This is a genomic window from Pseudomonas multiresinivorans (assembly GCF_012971725.1).
Lineage (GTDB): Bacteria > Pseudomonadota > Gammaproteobacteria > Pseudomonadales > Pseudomonadaceae > Pseudomonas > Pseudomonas multiresinivorans.
Genome location: NZ_CP048833.1, coordinates 1,609,016 through 1,626,196 on the forward strand (window position 1 = coordinate 1,609,016; position 17,181 = coordinate 1,626,196).

Sequence of the window (17,181 nt, forward strand, 5' to 3'; positions counted from 1 at the left end):
GATGCTGGAAACAGTTGTAATCGTGATTCACCTGCTGATGGCGCTGGGTCTGGTTGTGCTGGTCCTGCTTCAGCAAGGCAAGGGTGCCGACGCCGGTGCGTCGTTCGGTGCTGGCGCTTCGGGTACTGTGTTTGGTAGTCAGGGTTCTGCTACCTTCCTGAGTCGTTTCACTGCTGTGCTGGCTGCAGTTTTTTTTATTACCAGCTTGGGTTTAGCGTATTTTGCTAAAGAAAAAGCTGATATGATTCGTCACGCTGGGCTTCCTGATCCGGCAGTGATGGAGCAGAAGCAGGAACAAGCTCCGGCAGCGAGTGACGTGCCGGGCGCGCAAGGGCAGCCTCAAGCCCCTGCAGGCGGTAACGGCGACGTTCCGGCGGCTCCTGAACAGAAGTAAGCAGGCAAGAGTTTTTGCCGAGGTGGTGGAATTGGTAGACACGCTACCTTGAGGTGGTAGTGGCCATAGGCTGTAGGGGTTCGAGTCCCCTCCTCGGTACCATATACGAAAGGGCCCGCAGTGCGGGCCTTGTCGTTTCGGAGTTTCGGTTGACCTTCAAGGGACTCAACCGTATAATTTCGCACCAGCTTTGACGCGGGATGGAGCAGTCTGGTAGCTCGTCGGGCTCATAACCCGAAGGTCGTTGGTTCAAATCCAGCTCCCGCAACCAGTTTGGCAGAGCCCCTTTTCAGGGGCTTTTTGCTAGCTGGACAGTCCGCGCCGCCAGATCAGGGCGGTCCTTAAGGGATGGGCGTTTCGCCCATTTTTTGTTTCTACAGCATACGCGAGGCGATCAGGTGTCGAGCAAGCTAGAACAGTTGCAGGCCTTGTTGGCCCCTGTAGTAGAAGCGCTCGGCTATGAGTGCTGGGGCCTGGAGTACATTTCCCAAGGTCGTCATTCCCTGCTCCGGGTCTATATCGATCGTGCCGAAGGCATCCTGGTCGATGACTGCGAAATCGTCAGTCGTCAGATCAGTGGCATCCTCGACGTGGAAGACCCGATCAGTGGCGAGTACACCCTGGAGGTGTCGTCGCCCGGCATGGATCGGCCGCTCTTCACGCTCGAACAGTTCGCCCGTTACGTCGGCGAGCAGGTGAAGATCAAGCTGCGCACGCCCTTCGAACGGCGGCGTAATTTCCAGGGCATTCTCCGTGGTGTGGAGGAGCAGGATGTGGTGGTCCTGGTGGACGACCATGAATACCTGCTGCCGGTCGACTCGATCGACAAGGCCAACATCATTCCCCGATTTGAGTGAGCCGCCAGAGCGCGGATTCCAATGGATTGAAAGGCGAGGCGTACGATGAGCAAAGAAGTACTGCTGGTTGTTGAGTCGGTATCCAACGAGAAGGGTGTACCGCCTGGCGTGATTTTCGAAGCGCTGGAGCTGGCTCTGGCAACCGCGACCAAAAAGCGTTTCGAGGACGAGGTTGATCTGCGCGTGGAAATCAACCGCGCCAACGGCAACTACGAAACCTTCCGTCGCTGGACCATCGTCGAAGACGAGGATTACTCCAATCCGGCGTCTGAGCTGACCGTCGAAGACGTGCAGGAAGAGCACCCCGGCATGAAGGCCGGTGAAGTCATCGAAGAGAAGATCGAGTCCATCGAGTTCGGCCGTATCGCTGCACAGACTGCCAAGCAGGTCATCGTGCAGAAGGTTCGCGAAGCCGAGCGCGCTCAAGTGGTCGACGCCTACCGCGAGAAGGTCAACGAGATCATCTCCGGCACCGTCAAGAAGGTCACCCGCGACAACGTGATCGTCGACCTGGGCAACAACGCCGAAGCGTTGCTGGCCCGCGACCAGATCATCCCGCGTGAAACCTTCCGCGTCGGCACCCGCGTGCGTGCCCTGCTGAAGGAAATCCGCAGCGAGAACCGCGGCCCTCAGCTGATCCTGTCGCGTACCGCGCCGGAAATGCTGATCGAGCTGTTCCGCATCGAAGTACCGGAAATCGCCGAGCAATTGATCGACGTGATGGCCGCCGCCCGTGACCCGGGTTCGCGCGCCAAGATCGCCGTTCGCTCCAAGGACAAGCGTATCGACCCGCAGGGCGCCTGCATCGGTATGCGTGGCTCCCGCGTCCAGGCCGTCTCCGGCGAACTGGGTGGCGAGCGTGTGGATATCGTCCTTTGGGATGACAACCCCGCGCAGTTCGTGATCAATGCCATGGCCCCGGCCGAAGTGGCGGCGATTATCGTCGACGAAGATACCCACACCATGGATATCGCCGTTGCCGAAGACAACCTGGCCCAGGCCATTGGCCGTAGTGGCCAGAACGTACGTCTGGCCAGCCAGCTCACCGGCTGGACCCTGAACGTGATGACCGAGGCCGATATCCAGGCCAAACAGCAGGCTGAAACTGGCGACATCCTGCAGCGCTTTGTCGACGAGCTGGATGTCGACGAAGAGCTCGCCCAGGTACTGGTGGAGGAAGGCTTCACCACCCTGGAAGAAATCGCCTACGTACCGATGGAAGAGATGCTCAGCATCGACGGCTTCGACGAAGACATCGTCAACGAGCTGCGCTCGCGCGCCAAGGATCGCCTGCTGACCAAAGCCATCGCCACTGAAGAAAAACTTGCCGACGCACAACCTGCCGAAGACCTGCTCAGCCTCGATGGCATGACCAAAGAGCTGGCCGTAGACCTGGCGCTGCGCGGTGTAACCACCCGTGAAGATCTTGCCGAGCAATCGATTGACGATCTGCTCGACATCGACGGCATGGACGAAGAGCGTGCTGGCAAGTTGATCATGGCCGCCCGGGCCCATTGGTTCGAGTAAGCATTCGCGGCCTGAGGAGAGAAGTGCATGACGCAAGTCACGGTGAAAGAACTGGCCAAGACGGTCGATACGCCGGTGGAGCGCCTGCTGCTGCAGATGCGCGAAGCGGGTCTGCCCCATAACAATGCCGAGCAGGTGGTGACCGACAGCGAGAAGCAAGCGCTGCTGGCCCACCTGAAAGGCAGCCACGGTGATCGCGCGGATGAGCCGCGCAAGATCACCCTGCAACGCAAGACCACTTCGACCATTCGGGTCGCTGGCAGCAAGACCGTCAGCGTCGAGGTTCGAAAGAAGAAAACCTACGTCAAGCGTGATCCCGAAGAGCTTGAGGCCGAGCGCCAGCGCGAGCTGGAAGAGCAGCGTGCCGCTGAAGAGGCTGTGCGTCTGAAGGCCGAGGAAGAGGCTCGTCAGCGCGTCGCCGAGGAAGAGGCCCGCCGCCAGGCGGATGCCGCTCGCCAGGCTCCTGCCTCTACGCCTGCCGCTGCTGCGGTTGCTGCCGACGCCCCGCGCGCCGCTGCTCCTGCTCCGGCTGCGCCGGGCGCTGCTGCTCCTGCTGCGGATGACCGCAAGAAGGAAGAGCCGCGTCGTGTGCCCAAGCGTGACGAGGAAGACGAGCGCCGCGATCGCAAGCATGCCCAGCATCGCCCGTCGATCAAGGAAAAGGAAAAGACCACCGCGCCGCGCGTCGTGCGCAGTGGTGGTGACGACGACGACAGCTTTGGCCGTCGCGGCGGTGGCCGTGGCAAGGGCAAGCTGAAGAAGCGTAACCAGCACGGGTTCCAGAGCCCGACAGGACCGATTGTGCGTGAAGTGAATATCGGCGAGACCATCACCGTGGGCGATCTCGCTGCCCAGATGTCGGTGAAGGGAGCCGAGGTCGTCAAGTTCATGTTCAAGATGGGCACCCCGGTGACCATCAACCAGGTACTCGACCAGGAAACCGCCCAGCTGATCGCCGAAGAACTCGGCCACAAGGTCAAGCTGGTCAGCGAGAACGCCCTGGAAGAGCAGCTGGCCGAATCCCTGAAATTCGAAGGTGAGGCTGTATCCCGCGCGCCGGTCGTGACCGTCATGGGCCACGTCGACCACGGCAAGACCTCGCTGCTCGACTACATCCGTCGTGCGAAGGTTGCAGCGGGCGAAGCCGGCGGCATCACTCAGCACATCGGCGCCTACCACGTGGAAACCGATCGCGGCATGGTCACCTTCCTCGACACCCCAGGCCACGCCGCGTTCACCGCGATGCGTGCCCGTGGTGCCCAGGCGACCGACATCGTCATCCTCGTGGTGGCAGCGGACGACGGCGTGATGCCGCAGACCCAGGAAGCCGTGCAGCACGCGAAAGCGGCTGGCGTGCCGATCGTGGTTGCGGTGAACAAGATCGACAAGCCCGACGCCAACCCGGACAACATCAAGAACGGCCTGGCCGCTCTGGATGTGATCCCGGAAGAGTGGGGCGGCGATGCTCCGTACGTTCACGTTTCCGCGAAGCTGGGTACCGGCGTCGACGAGCTGCTCGAAGCCGTACTGCTGCAGGCTGAAGTACTCGAACTCAAAGCCACTCCGTCGGCCCCGGGCCGTGGCGTGGTGGTCGAGTCCCGTCTGGACAAGGGCCGTGGCCCGGTAGCCACCGTGCTGGTTCAGGACGGCACCCTGCGTCAGGGCGACATGGTGTTGGTCGGCGTCAACTACGGCCGCGTCCGTGCGATGCTCGACGAGAACGGCAAGCCGATCAAGGAAGCCGGTCCGTCGATTCCGGTCGAGATCCTCGGCCTGGACGGCACCCCGGATGCCGGTGACGAGATGACCGTGGTCGCCGACGAGAAGAAGGCCCGCGAAGTCGCTTTGTTCCGTCAGGGTAAGTTCCGCGAAGTGAAACTGGCTCGTGCCCACGCCGGCAAGCTGGAAAACATCTTCGAGAACATGGGCCAGGAAGAGAAGAAGACCCTCAACATCGTCCTCAAGTCCGATGTCCGTGGTTCGCTGGAAGCCCTGCAGGGCTCGCTCAGTGGTCTGGGCAACGACGAGGTGCAGGTTCGCGTGGTCGGTGGCGGCGTCGGTGGTATCACCGAGTCCGATGCCAACCTGGCGCTGGCCTCCAACGCGGTGCTGTTCGGCTTCAACGTCCGTGCTGATGCTGGTGCGCGCAAGATCGTCGAGTCCGAAGGCCTCGACATGCGTTACTACAACGTGATCTACGACATCATCGAAGACGTCAAGAAAGCCCTGACCGGCATGCTCGGCAGCGATGTTCGCGAGAACATCCTGGGTATCGCCGAAGTGCGTGACGTGTTCCGTTCGCCGAAGTTCGGCGCGGTCGCCGGCTGCATGGTCACCGAGGGTCTGGTGCACCGCAACCGTCCGATCCGTGTACTGCGTGACGACGTGGTCATCTTCGAAGGCGAGCTGGAATCCCTGCGTCGCTTCAAGGATGACGTCGCTGAAGTTCGTGCCGGCATGGAATGCGGTATTGGCGTGAAGAGCTACAACGACGTCCGCGTCGGCGACAAGATCGAAGTGTTCGAGAAGGTCGAAGTCGCTCGTACTCTGTAAGGGTATTCGAGCGTGAACGCAGCGCCCGGGCCAGCTTAACAGCTGCCCCGGGCGTTTGCCGCTTATACGGATTCGCCTTCAACCGTATGACGTCGTTGGGAAGCCTTGCCGTGCTGGAGCACTGTCTTCGTCTTCCCGCCTAGTCATCCGGTCGAATTCAAACCCGTAATTGATGCTGGAGCCTCACGGCTCGGGTAAGCAGGTTAGGAAAATGGCCAAAGAGTACAGCCGTACCCAGCGTATCGGCGACCAGATGCAGCGCGAACTGGCGTTGCTGATCCAGCGTGAAATCAAGGACCCCCGTCTGGGCCTGGTGACCATCACCGGCGTCGACGTGGCGCGTGACCTGTCCCATGCCAAGGTGTACGTCACCGTGATGGGCCAGGACGACAACGCCGAGGTGGTGAAGCAGAACACCAGCATCCTCAACGATGCGGCAGGTTTCCTGCGTATGCAGCTGGGCAAGGCGATGAAGCTGCGCACCGTGCCGCAACTGCACTTCAGCTATGACGCCAGTATCCGCCGTGGTGCCGAACTGTCGGCGCTGATCGAGCGCGCAGTGGCAGCCGATCGCCGTCATGGCGGCGATTCCGAGGAGTGACGCGTGGCCCAGGTGAAACGCATTCGCCGTGCGGTCAACGGTGTGCTGATTCTCGACAAGCCGCGCGGCATGAGTTCCAACCAGGCCCTGCAGAAGGTGCGCTGGCTGCTCAATGCCGAGAAGGCCGGTCATACCGGCAGCCTCGACCCGCTGGCCACTGGTGTCCTGCCGCTGTGCTTCGGCGAGGCGACCAAGTTCTCCCAGTACCTGCTCGATGCCGACAAGGCCTACGAGACCGTCGCCCAACTGGGCGTTACCACCACCACCGGCGATGCCGAGGGTGAGGTCCTTGAGCAGCGCGAGGTGACCATTGGTCGGGACGCCATCGAAGCCATGCTGCCGCGTTTCCGTGGCGACATAGAGCAGGTGCCGCCGATGTACTCGGCCCTGAAGAAGGACGGCCAGCCGTTGTACAAGCTGGCTCGTGCAGGAGAGGTAGTGGAGCGCGAGGCGCGTTCTGTTACTATTGCGCGCCTGGATTTGCTCGCCTTCGAGTCGCCCTGTGCGACGCTGGCCGTTTCCTGCAGCAAGGGCACCTACATTCGCACCCTGGTCGAAGATCTCGGCCGCGAACTCGGGTGTGGTGCACATGTTGCCGCCTTGCGCCGGACCCAGGCCGGACCTTTCCAGCTGAACCAGTCGGTGACGCTGGAGGAGCTCGAGAAAGTCCATGCCGAGGGTGGCAATGAAGCCCTCGACCGTTTCCTGCTGCCAGTGGATGCTGGCCTGGAACACTGGCCGCTGTTGCAGCTCTCCGAGCACAGCGCCTATTACTGGCTGCATGGCCAGCCAGTACGCGCTCCCGAGATGCCAAAGTTCGGTATGCTGCGGGTGCAGGATCATGAAGGTCGCTTCATCGGAATCGGTGAAGTGGTCGAAGACGGGCGCCTGGCGCCGCGTCGACTGATTCGGTCGTAAGGCCGAAACCGAGGGTGGCTGTCAGCAGGCACGGTCACTCCTCTCATTATGAACACAGGGAGAAGTCCCTGGCCTGTTACCTCAGAGGAAGCCCCATCATGGCACTGAGCGTCCAAGAAAAAGCCCAGATCGTTAACGAGTACAAGCAAGCTGAAGGCGACACCGGTTCCCCGGAAGTGCAGGTTGCACTGCTGTCCGCCAACATCAACAAGCTGCAGGACCACTTCAAGGCCAACGGCAAAGACCACCACTCCCGTCGTGGCCTGATCCGTATGGTTAACCAGCGTCGTAAGCTGCTGGACTACCTGAAGGGCAAGGATACCTCTCGTTACAGCGCCCTGATCGGTCGCCTGGGCCTGCGTCGCTAAGACGGCAAGCCTGAAGTGGGAAGCTGGGAGTCCGGGGTCGATGAGTGGTGTATACCGCTCATCGGCTCTGGCTCCCGGCTTTCTCGCTTTTATAGGGAATGAATTCGGGTCCGACTCCCGGCATTTCCACAATTTCCCCCAAGGCAACTAAAGCGAAGGTAGAGAAACCGTGAACCCGGTAATCAAGAAATTCCAGTTCGGTCAATCGACCGTAACCCTCGAGACTGGCCGCATTGCCCGCCAGGCCACCGGTGCTGTCCTGGTCACCATGGACGACGTCACCGTGCTCTGCACCGTCGTCGGCGCCAAGCAGGCCGACCCGAGCAAGAGCTTCTTCCCGCTCTCCGTGCACTACCAGGAGAAGACCTACGCAGCCGGCCGCATCCCCGGTGGCTTCTTCAAGCGTGAAGGCCGTCCTTCCGAGAAGGAAACCCTGACCTCGCGCCTGATCGACCGCCCGATCCGCCCGCTGTTCCCGGAAGGCTTCATGAACGAAGTGCAGGTCGTCTGCACCGTCGTTTCCACCAACAAGAAGTCCGATCCGGACATCGCTGCCATGATCGGCACCTCCGCTGCCCTGGCGATCTCCGGCATTCCGTTCGCCGGCCCGATCGGCGCAGCCCGTGTTGGCTTCCACCCGGAAATCGGCTACATCCTCAACCCGACCTACGAGCAGCAGCAGAGCTCCAGCCTCGACATGGTCGTGGCCGGTACCTCCGACGCCGTGCTGATGGTTGAATCCGAAGCCGACGAGCTGACCGAAGACCAGATGCTCGGCGCTGTGCTCTACGCACACGAAGAGTTCCAGTCGGTCATCCGCGCCGTTGCCGAACTGGCTACCGAAGCCGGCAAGCCGACCTGGAACTGGTCCGCTCCGGTCGAAAACACCGCCCTGGTCAACACCATCAAGGCCGAGTTCGGTGCTGCCATCTCCGAAGCCTACACCGTCACCATCAAGCAGGACCGTTACGCGGCCCTGGGCGCCCTGCGCGACGAGATCGTTGCCAAGTTCGCCGGTGAAGGCGAAGGCCAGTTCCCGGCCGCTGAGGTCAAAGAGGTGTTCGGTCTGCTCGAATACCGCACCGTTCGCGAAAACATCGTCAACGGCAAGCCGCGTATCGATGGCCGCGACACCCGCACCGTTCGCCCGCTGCGTATTGAAGTCGGCGTACTGGGCAAGACCCACGGCTCGGCGCTTTTCACCCGTGGCGAAACCCAGGCTCTGGTCGTTGCCACCCTCGGCACCGCCCGTGACGCCCAGCTGCTCGATACCCTCGAAGGCGAGCGCAAAGACCCCTTCATGCTGCACTACAACTTCCCGCCGTTCTCGGTGGGCGAGTGTGGCCGCATGGGCAGCGCGGGCCGTCGTGAAATCGGCCACGGCCGTCTGGCACGTCGCAGCGTCGCTGCCATGCTGCCGACCCAGGACGAGTTCCCCTACACCATTCGCGTGGTTTCCGAGATCACCGAGTCCAACGGTTCCAGTTCCATGGCTTCGGTCTGCGGTGCTTCCCTGGCGCTGATGGACGCCGGTGTTCCGGTCAAGGCGCCGGTTGCCGGTATCGCCATGGGCCTGGTGAAGGAAGGTGACAAGTTCGCCATCCTGACCGACATCCTGGGTGACGAAGACCACCTGGGCGACATGGACTTCAAGGTTGCCGGTACCGACAAGGGCGTGACCGCCCTGCAGATGGACATCAAGATCAACGGCATCACCGAAGAGATCATGGAGATCGCCCTGGGCCAGGCTCTGGAAGCTCGCCTGAATATCCTCGGCCAGATGAACCAGATCATTGCCGCTCCGCGTGCAGAGCTGTCGGAAAACGCTCCGACCATGATCCAGATGAAGATCGACACCGACAAGATCCGCGACGTCATCGGCAAGGGCGGCGCCACCATTCGCAGCATCTGCGAAGAGACCAAGGCTTCGATCGACATCGAAGACGACGGCAGCGTGAAGATCTACGGCGAAACCAAGGAAGCTGCCGAGGCCGCCAAGCAGCGCGTCCTGGGCATCACCGCGGAAGCCGAGATCGGCAAGATCTACGTCGGCAAGGTCGAGCGCATCGTGGACTTCGGTGCCTTCGTCAACATCCTGCCGGGCAAGGACGGTCTGGTGCACATCTCGCAGATCAGCGACAAGCGCATCGACAAGGTCACCGACGTTCTGCAGGAAGGCCAGGAAGTCAAAGTCCTGGTTCTGGACGTGGACAACCGCGGCCGCATCAAGCTGTCCATCAAGGACGTAGCCGCTGCTGAAGCCTCTGGCGTATAAGCAAACGGTGAAATGAAAGAGGGCCCCTTGCGGGCCCTCTTTTTTTGCCTTGAGAATGCGCTATTCGCCGATCTCGCTCCAAGGATGCCCCGAGATGGACAAGCGTTACTGTCACTACCACAGTGCCCAGCCCGCGACCTGGCATTGCCAGCCTTGTGAACGCCATTACGGCGACTGCTGCATTCCGCTCAATGCCGACGCGCCGGAGTATGCGCCGTCGTGTCCGTTGTGCCGGGGCCATCTGCGCTACCTTGGCGCGGCGAATACCGCACAGCCTTTCTGGGAGCGCTTGCCTAAGTTCTTTGCCTACGGCTTCCAAGCCGGGCCGTTGGCCTTCTGTGCCTTGCTGGCACTGGCCTGCGTGTTCATGCCACCGATGTTCGTGCTGTGGATCGCCCTGTTCAGTGTGGCGACCAAATACCTGCATAGCGTGATCGAAACGGCAAGTTTTGGCGGCCAGGAAGCTCCAGGCCTGCTCGAAGCCTTCAGCGCCGACAGCCTGCGGACATTCTTCCAGCAACTGGCGGTATTCCTGATCGCCCTGGTGCTGCTGTGGCTGGCTGCCGACTTCCATAGCGAAGCGATCTACTGGGCTGCGAACATCGGCATCATGCTGGTACTGCCGGCGAGCATCATCCGGCTGTCCCTGGACAAGAGCCTGGGGGCCGCGCTCAGCCCCAGCGAAGTGGGGCAGGTGATCGCGGCCATGGGCTGGCGCTACCTGATCCTCTGCGTGTTCCTGTTCATCCTCTGGCAGTCGCCCACTTATGTTGCCTGGCTCCTCTCCAATGGGCTGCCGCGGGTGGTGATGGTCCCGGTGGTGGCAGGCCTGACGGGTTATTTCGCCGTGGTGATGTGCGCCATGATGGGCTATGCCGTGTTCCAGTATCAGGGCGAGCTGGGCTACGTCTCCGCCGGGGAGGACGCCCCGGCCGGCTTCGCCGCGCCGGAATGGCACCGCCGCAAGGCACTGGCCGAGGCGGAGGTACGAGTCAAGGAGGGGCAGGCCGGCGCGGCGCTGGAGATCCTCGTCGCGGCGCTTCGCGAAGGGCGCCAGGACCTCAAGCTGAACGAGCGCTATCACCAGTTGCTGTTCGCCCTGAACGAGCGTGCGGAATGCCTGAACCACCTGCCGCATTACCTGGGCCTGGCCAGCCGGCTCAACCCGCAGCTGGCTGCCAGCGCCTTCCTCAATGCCCGGCAACTGCAGGCGGACTACCTGCCCGAGGACCCGAGCGTCTGCGAACGCATTGCCGAGGTGCTGATCGAGCGCCACAAGGCCCGCGAGGGGCTGAGCCTGCTGCGCAACCTGCACAAGCGCTACCCGGAGTACCCCGGTATTCCCCGCGCCTACCTGATGGCGGCACGGGCGTTTTCGGAGGAGCTGGGGCAGGTCGAACCCGCCCAGCAGTTGCTGGCTTTCATTCGCCAGCGTTATCCGGCGTTCGAGCAGATGGGCGAGGTGGTGCAGCTTGAGGCCGTGCTGGCGAAGTTGGGCAGGAGCTCAGGCACCTGATCGTGCAACCTGCATGGAGCGCAGCGGCAGACTTTGCAAACTGCAAGCGGCCACTGTTTGGTCTTTGTCTATAAGTTATTGATTAATAAGGTTTTTACTGGAATGGAAAAGCTGGCACAGGGCTTGCGATAGTCCTAGTGCAACTGCAGCCAGGAACGGGCCGCAGTTTTCCAATAATTCAGGAGAAACCGCCATGAAACGTTTCAACAAACTGGCCCTTGCCGCTGCCACCGCAACCGCTCTGAGCTTCTCGTTCGCCAACTCGGTGTTCGCCCAGCCGACGACTCTGGCCGCCAATGACACCGTCCAGAAAACTGAAGAGGCGGTTTCCGACACCTGGATCACCAGCAAGGTGAAATCCAGCCTGATCGCCAACAAGGACATCAGCGGTACCAACATCAAGGTCGAAACCAACAAAGGTGTGGTTTCCCTGTCCGGTAACGTGAAAACCGACGCCGAGAAGGAACTGGCCGTACAGACCGCCAAAGGCATCAAAGGCGTGACCGCTGTATCCGCCGATGGACTGAAGTCGGTCGAGTAAGGCCAGGCCCTTTTCCCACCGATCGCTAGAGGAGGATCGCCATGAACACTGACGTCATCAAAGGCAAGTGGAAGCAGCTGTCCGGCACGCTCAAGGAGAAGTGGGGCAAGCTCACTGACGACGACCTGCAGGCGGCGGACGGACACGCCGAGTACCTGGTAGGCAAACTGCAGGAGCGCTACGGCTGGACCCGCGAAAAAGCGGAAGAGGAAGTCCGCGACTTCAGCCGCCGTCTGTAGCGCCCACACCCAGGGATGACCCAAGCCTCGCCGGCACGCCGGCGGGGCTTTTTCATGGGTGGGATCAGGGTGCCAGGTGTTGCTGGTAGATCGTCAGTTGGCGCGTCGGATCTGCTTCCGGGTAGTGCTGGCGGAGGAAACGCGACAGCTCGCGGACCGCCTGCAGGTCTCCCTTCTGGCCGACCTGCTTGGCCAGTTGCAGGGTCAGGCCCGGCAGCAGTTCGGGCCGTTGTGCGGAGCGCGTCAGGCGGCGCCAGCTGCTCAGTGCTTGCACGGACTCGTTGCGTTGCAGCAGCTTGCGCAGCAGGTGCAATTGAATGGTGGGATGGGCGAGCAGCCCGGTATCGCTGGCGGCACTTTCTTCAGCCAGCCTGCGCAGCAGCGCGTCGGCTGACGGCGAGGGCGGTAGGGCAAACAACTGCTTGAGGGTTTCGCTCATCAAGCCCCGGTCCTGCCTTCCCTTGGCTACGCCGTACAGGCGTTCGACCAGCAACGGTTGGTCCGGAAACTGCCGCAGCAGCTCCGCACCCCGTGCCGCGGCCTGGTCGAGGGCAAAGCGGCCGATCTGCTCATCCAGCGACGCCAGGGCGCGCTTGAAAGGAGCCTCGGGGTCTTCTTTCGCCAGGTACGCCTCGTCGACCGGCATCCGCCCCAGTCTGCGTGGCAGCCAGACGGCGAGGAAGCCGGAGACCAGCCCACCGATGTGCGCGTAGTAGTTCACATGATCGGCGGCACGCACCAGCCCGAACAGTTCCTTGCCCAGCCACAGCGGCAGGATCCACAGCGCTGGTGCCTTCAGGTAGCCCATCAGCGGCCCGAGCCAGTAGAAGAACTGGATGCGCCGCAGGCCATAGACGCCGATGTACATGCCCATCAGGCCGGAGATGGCGCCGGAGGCGCCGATGCCCGGCACCCAGGACGGATCCAGCGCCCACCACAGCAGGCCCGAGCAGAGGCCACTGAACAGGTAGAGGCCCAGGTACAGGGCGCGCCCCAGGGCGGCTTCCAGAGCGAAGCCGAAGATGAACAGGAACACCATGTTGCCGGCCAGGTGCCAGAAGCTGCCATGAAGGAACATCGAGCCGAACAGACCCTGGACGGTGAACCGCTCGGGGATGAAGCCGAAGCGCAGACTGCTGGTCTGGTCGCGGGCGGCTTCGGCTTTCAGGCGCGCGGCCTGCCAGGCGCTGTCCTGTTGGAAGGCAGGTAATTCACGCAGCTCGTGGCCGAACTCCAGGTCCGAGAGAACGAGCCAGGCCAGCTGCTGACGCGGCAGGGCCTCCAGGGCGCGCTGCTGGTCGGCTTCCAGGCGGTCGCGGCGCTCCAGCGAGGCGCTGAACAAGGGGCGCTCATGACCGAGCAGGTCCTGGTCGAGATAGACGCGCACGGCCTCTTCGCGCCGGGCGCTGTCGCCCCCCTGGTAGCCGAAGTAGATCAGGACGTTGATGACGATGAGCAGCAGCGTGATGACCGGAGGCTTCTTCCAGTCCAGCGGATGCTCGGCGGGGACGATGACCATGGCGACCGGTCCTTGGCGCAAGTGGCGTGAGTGGCGGCGAGACTAGCACCTCGCCAGCACGGCTGTCAGTTGCCGCTGCGCTTGCTCTGGATGTCGCTCAGCCGGTTACCCTCGAAGCGGACGAAATACAACATGCCGCTCCAGGGGCCGTAGATCCATTCTTCCACGGCCACTTCCATGGATTCGCCGTAGCGAGGGCCAGGCACCTGCTTGTAGCCCAGGAAGGAACGGCTGACCGGCTCGCCGCAGCGGCTGAGCACGTCGCTGGTGACATCGCCGGTGCTGATGAGTTTGCTATTGCAGCGCAAGCTGGCGGCCTGAGCGTCCAGGGCAATGACGCTGAGCGGTAACACAAGTGCGGCCAGGCGCAGAACGAAGGGGGTCTTCAATTGCGTTTGAACTCGATGCTTTTGAGTTTGTTGGCCTCGAAAGTGAGGATATAGCTGGTGCCGTTGCGCGGACCGTATACCCACTCCTCGACCCGGTATTCGCGATGGTCGTAGCCGCTGAGGGTGTAGCCGACTTCATCGCGGTGATCCGGTGCGCCGCACTTCTGTTCGACTTCCCAGGCGCGGTCGCCGGCGTTGATCAGGGAGCTACCGCAGCGCATGCTTTCCGCCTGGGCGCCCGCCGCGCAAAGCAGCAGGGCGCAGGACATCCAGGTCAGGGCTTTCATCGAACGACTCCTTACTCGCTATCGAGGTGAAGCTGGGTGGCCACGTTGCCACCATTCTCCGCTTCGCCGAAGCTGACGTCGATGAGGTAGATGCGGTCGTCGCCCAGGCCGCCCTTGCTGACCAGATAGTCCTTGATCTGGGTCGCGCGCTCCTGACCGAGCTTGCGCAGCAGCAACTGGCTGTCGCTCCAGGAGTCGAGCACGGCCTGGCGCATCTTCGCCGAACGCTCGTCCTTGCTCAGATCCTGCCATTCCGCTGGCGGCTGTTTCTTCAGACGCGCGCGGTAGACACCTTCAAGCAGGATCGGCTGCAGGTCCTCGGGGACTTCCAGCTGGCTGGCATCACTGGGCACCTTGTCGCCGCGACGCTGCAACATGCTGTAGTAGTTCTTCTGGTATTCCTGGTTCAGGCGCTTGCCGGCCAGCAATGGGCCGTCGCTGGCTGCTGCGGCGACGCCTTCGACTTCCAGCTTCAGCGCAGGGCGCTGTTTGAGGGCGCCGACCAGTTTGTCGAGGTTGCCCTGGGCGGCGGAATCCAGTTCGCTGGAGCCGGGCGCGAAGGTCACGCTGCCCAGGTCCTCGTCGCCGCCGCCGGCGAGCCCGGCAATGAATTTGAAGGGCGCCTGCACCGCGCGTACCACCAGGTTGCGCAGGGTCTGCCAGACGATGGGCATGACGCTGAACTGAGGGTTGTTCAGGTCGCCTTCCACCGGCAACTGGATATCGATGTTGCCGTTGGCGTCCTTGAGCAGAGCGATTGCCAGTTTCACCGGCAGGTCCACGGCGTCGGGGCTGTCGACCTTCTCGCCCAGTTGCAGGTGCTCCACCAGCACCTTGTTGTCGGCCTTGAGCTTGCCCTGGGTGATCTGGTAGTGCAGGTCCAGGTTCAGCCGGCCCTTGCGGATGCGGTAGCCGGCGAACTTGCCGGAGTAGGGCGTCAGGGTGGTCAGCTCGACGCGCTTGAAGCTGGTGGCGATGTCCAGCTTCTCCAGCGGCGAGAAGGGGTTGAGGCTGCCCTTGATGGTGACCGGCGCGTACTTGTCGACCTTGCCCTTCACGTCTACCGAGGCGGGGGTCGGATTGCGGTTGTCGATGGTGCCGATCTCGCCGCCCAGTTGCTGGATGGCGGTGGCGAAGTCCGGGCGCAGGGTCAGGTCGGCGAAGTTGGCCGAACCATTATTGATCTTCACCCCGCCGATGCGGATGCCCAGCGGCTTGCTGTTGCCACTGCCGCCTTTGTTCGCGGAGGACGCTGCGGATTCCGGTTGCGCGATGATCAGCTCGCTGACGTTGGTGCTGCGGTCCTCGTTGATGATGAAGCGCGCGTAGGGCTCTTCCAGTGACACCGTCTGGATCACCAGGCTGTCGCCATGCTTGTAGGCCAGGCCGTCGAGGGTCAGCTTGGTCCATTTGACGAAGTCGCGGCTCTTGATGGTGTCCAGGGTGTGCAACTGGGTGACCTGGGCGCTGCCGTTGACACTGAAAGCCAGCGGCTCTGTGCCCTTGAGGTCGACATCGAGGTCACTGGACAGCAGGCCGCTGCGCAGTTCCAGGCGGATGAACGGATCGATGTAGGCCTGGGCAACGCGCAGGTCGATGTCGCGTGTGGAGACCTTGAGCTTCGCGCTGACCGGGTTGGGGATGACCTGGCCGCTGGCCTCGATCTGGCCGCGGGGGCCGAGGCCGGTCTTGAGCTTGAGTTGCAGGGGGGAGGTCAGGCCGCTGTCGAGGTTCTGCAGGTCAAGGTCCAGCGGGCCGACTTCGAGATTCACCGGCTTGCTCGGTGCACGATCGGCCAGGTGGGCCTTGTAGCCGCGCAATTGGGTGTCGCGCAGGACCACGTGCCAGGTCTTCTTCGGTTCAGCCGGTGCGTCGGGCCGGGCATCTGCGGGCCGGGACTCGGTAGCGGCCACGGCTGCTGGCGGAGCCTTGGTGGCATCGGTGGGCTTGCCCTGTGCTTTGTCCGCAGCCGCGGGGGGGGCCACGGCCGTCTGTTGTTCCTTGGTGGCCTGCGTGGGGGGCGTTTGCAACTGGCCGGCGACAGTCTCGCCGGACGCCGCCTTGGCTTCGCTGGCGGGCTTCTGCTCGGGAGCGGCCTGTGCCTGCGGAGTCGGTTCCTCGGGGCGCTTGTAGGGTTTGAAGTCGGCGAAGAGCTTCTGCCAGTCCAGCTGCCCGTCCTTCTCCCGCGCAGCCCAGGCTTCCAGGCCCTGGCTGCGGATCTGGCCAACGATCACTTCCTGCTTGGCGAGGTCCAGCGTGGTTTCGGCGACATCCAGGGTGGCGAGCTTGGCCAGCGGCTTGCCATCCGGCGATGCCAGGTCGAGGTCGCGCAACTTGATGGCCGCCTTGTCCAGCATCAGCTGGGTGTCTTTCGACAGGTCCAGGTGGTAGTCGGAGGCGACGCTGAGGATGCCGTTGTTCAGGTTGAGCGGAGCGTTGTCACGCACATAGGGCCACCAGGCCTTCAGCGGCACGCCGTCCAGAGTGAAGCTGCCCTTGGAGGTGAAGGGCACGATGCTCAGGTCGCCTTTCCAGTCCAGCTTGCCGCCGTGCGGGCCGGTGGCGACCAGGGTCATTTCGGCGCCGTCGTCGGGCAGCGTGCTGAGGTTGTGCAGCTCGAACCCCAGGGGGTCGAAGACAAACTCCACCGGCTCGCTCGGGCGGCGGTCGAGGAAGTGCAGGCTGCCCTCGGCCAGGCGAATGCGGTCGATGCGCAGCGGGAAGGGATCGCTCGGTTCCGCCGGCGGAGGAGTCGGTTCGCTGGGGGGCAGCTTGAACAGCTTGGTGAGATTCAGCGTGCCGTTCTCGGCGAACAGCAACTCGGTGTGCGGTGCATCCAGTTCGACATCCGCCAGGTGCAACTGGCGCTTCCACAGGCTATCGAGTTCGAGGTTGGCGTAGAGGCGGCGGAAACGTACCTGTTCCTGCCCCTCATCGCCCAGGTGCAATCCCCAGAGGGTGAGCTCCAGGCTGAAGGGATTGAATTCGATGCGCTCCAGGCGCGCCGGGCCGGTCGAGTATTGAGCCAGTTGTTGGTTGGCTACACGCAGGCCGATGCCGGGAAGAATGAGAAAACCCAGCAGGCAGTAGAGGGAGACCAGCAACAAGACCGCGCCGATGGCGCGTTTCAATCCTTTGGGCATGGCGAGAGTCGTTTCCGTCGTGACGTGCAGAACCAGTATGGCACGGCTGGGATG

Annotated in this window: 15 protein-coding genes and 2 tRNA genes; 13 read left to right on the forward strand and 4 right to left on the reverse strand. The window is 62.7% G+C overall.

Features of this window, described 5'->3' with window-relative positions:
* Position 1: 1 nt before the first annotated feature.
* The 13 genes from secG (at position 2) to G4G71_RS07400 (ending at position 11,789) form a co-directional block, all read left to right on the forward strand.
* A complete protein-coding gene (gene secG, locus G4G71_RS07340) occupies positions 2 to 394 on the forward strand; it encodes a preprotein translocase subunit SecG (protein ID WP_081520701.1) in 393 nt (130 codons plus the stop codon).
* A gap of 16 nt (positions 395 to 410) precedes the next feature.
* Positions 411 to 496: transfer RNA gene (locus G4G71_RS07345), tRNA-Leu, on the forward strand.
* Between the two features lie 92 nt (positions 497 to 588).
* A tRNA-Met gene (locus tag G4G71_RS07350) sits at positions 589 to 665 on the forward strand.
* 127 nt (positions 666 to 792) lie between these two features.
* Positions 793 to 1,251, forward strand: coding sequence for a ribosome maturation factor RimP (gene rimP / locus G4G71_RS07355; RefSeq protein ID WP_045216751.1), 459 nt, complete (start codon positions 793 to 795; stop codon positions 1,249 to 1,251).
* 45 nt (positions 1,252 to 1,296) lie between these two features.
* A complete protein-coding gene (gene nusA, locus G4G71_RS07360; protein ID WP_017518943.1) occupies positions 1,297 to 2,778 on the forward strand; it encodes a transcription termination factor NusA in 1,482 nt (493 codons plus the stop codon).
* Between the two features lie 27 nt (positions 2,779 to 2,805).
* Entirely contained in the window at positions 2,806 to 5,331 is a 2,526-nt protein-coding gene (gene infB, locus G4G71_RS07365) for a translation initiation factor IF-2 (RefSeq protein ID WP_169936506.1), read from the forward strand.
* A gap of 211 nt (positions 5,332 to 5,542) precedes the next feature.
* Positions 5,543 to 5,932 carry a 30S ribosome-binding factor RbfA gene (gene rbfA, locus G4G71_RS07370; protein ID WP_169936507.1) on the forward strand — a complete coding sequence of 130 codons (390 nt, stop codon included), beginning with the start codon at positions 5,543 to 5,545 and terminating at the stop codon, positions 5,930 to 5,932.
* A 3-nt stretch (positions 5,933 to 5,935) separates the two neighbouring features.
* On the forward strand, positions 5,936 to 6,850 hold the full coding sequence (truB, locus tag G4G71_RS07375) for a tRNA pseudouridine(55) synthase TruB (RefSeq protein ID WP_169936508.1): 915 nt from the start codon (positions 5,936 to 5,938) through the stop codon (positions 6,848 to 6,850).
* Positions 6,851 to 6,948: 98 nt separating this feature from the next.
* Positions 6,949 to 7,218 carry a 30S ribosomal protein S15 gene (rpsO, locus tag G4G71_RS07380; RefSeq protein ID WP_045216763.1) on the forward strand — a complete coding sequence of 90 codons (270 nt, stop codon included), beginning with the start codon at positions 6,949 to 6,951 and terminating at the stop codon, positions 7,216 to 7,218.
* Positions 7,219 to 7,387: 169 nt separating this feature from the next.
* Positions 7,388 to 9,493, forward strand: coding sequence for a polyribonucleotide nucleotidyltransferase (gene pnp / locus G4G71_RS07385; protein WP_169936509.1), 2,106 nt, complete (start codon positions 7,388 to 7,390; stop codon positions 9,491 to 9,493).
* Positions 9,494 to 9,587: 94 nt separating this feature from the next.
* A complete protein-coding gene (locus G4G71_RS07390) occupies positions 9,588 to 11,009 on the forward strand; it encodes a DUF4013 domain-containing protein (protein ID WP_169936510.1) in 1,422 nt (473 codons plus the stop codon).
* 193 nt (positions 11,010 to 11,202) lie between these two features.
* On the forward strand, positions 11,203 to 11,550 hold the full coding sequence (locus G4G71_RS07395) for a BON domain-containing protein (RefSeq protein ID WP_054910616.1): 348 nt from the start codon (positions 11,203 to 11,205) through the stop codon (positions 11,548 to 11,550).
* 41 nt (positions 11,551 to 11,591) lie between these two features.
* Positions 11,592 to 11,789: a CsbD family protein gene (locus G4G71_RS07400; protein ID WP_054910617.1), complete on the forward strand. Its 198-nt coding sequence runs from the start codon at positions 11,592 to 11,594 to the stop codon at positions 11,787 to 11,789.
* Between the two features lie 64 nt (positions 11,790 to 11,853).
* Here the strand turns inward: G4G71_RS07400 and G4G71_RS07405 are convergent, their stop codons facing one another.
* From G4G71_RS07405 to G4G71_RS07420, 4 genes are all read right to left on the reverse strand, one after another.
* Entirely contained in the window at positions 11,854 to 13,308 is a 1,455-nt protein-coding gene (locus tag G4G71_RS07405; RefSeq protein ID WP_169936511.1) for a rhomboid family intramembrane serine protease, read from the reverse strand.
* A 65-nt stretch (positions 13,309 to 13,373) separates the two neighbouring features.
* A complete protein-coding gene (locus G4G71_RS07410; RefSeq protein ID WP_169936512.1) occupies positions 13,374 to 13,697 on the reverse strand; it encodes a DUF2845 domain-containing protein in 324 nt (107 codons plus the stop codon).
* The gene (locus G4G71_RS07415; protein ID WP_024765334.1) at positions 13,694 to 13,984 is read right to left on the reverse strand and encodes a DUF2845 domain-containing protein; all 291 of its coding nucleotides are present in this window, start codon (positions 13,982 to 13,984) and stop codon (positions 13,694 to 13,696) included. The genes G4G71_RS07410 and G4G71_RS07415 overlap by 4 nt, the downstream gene beginning before the upstream one ends.
* Before the next feature lie 11 nt (positions 13,985 to 13,995).
* Positions 13,996 to 17,127: a DUF748 domain-containing protein gene (locus tag G4G71_RS07420; protein ID WP_169936513.1), complete on the reverse strand. Its 3,132-nt coding sequence runs from the start codon at positions 17,125 to 17,127 to the stop codon at positions 13,996 to 13,998.
* Between the last annotated feature and the right edge of the window lie 54 nt (positions 17,128 to 17,181).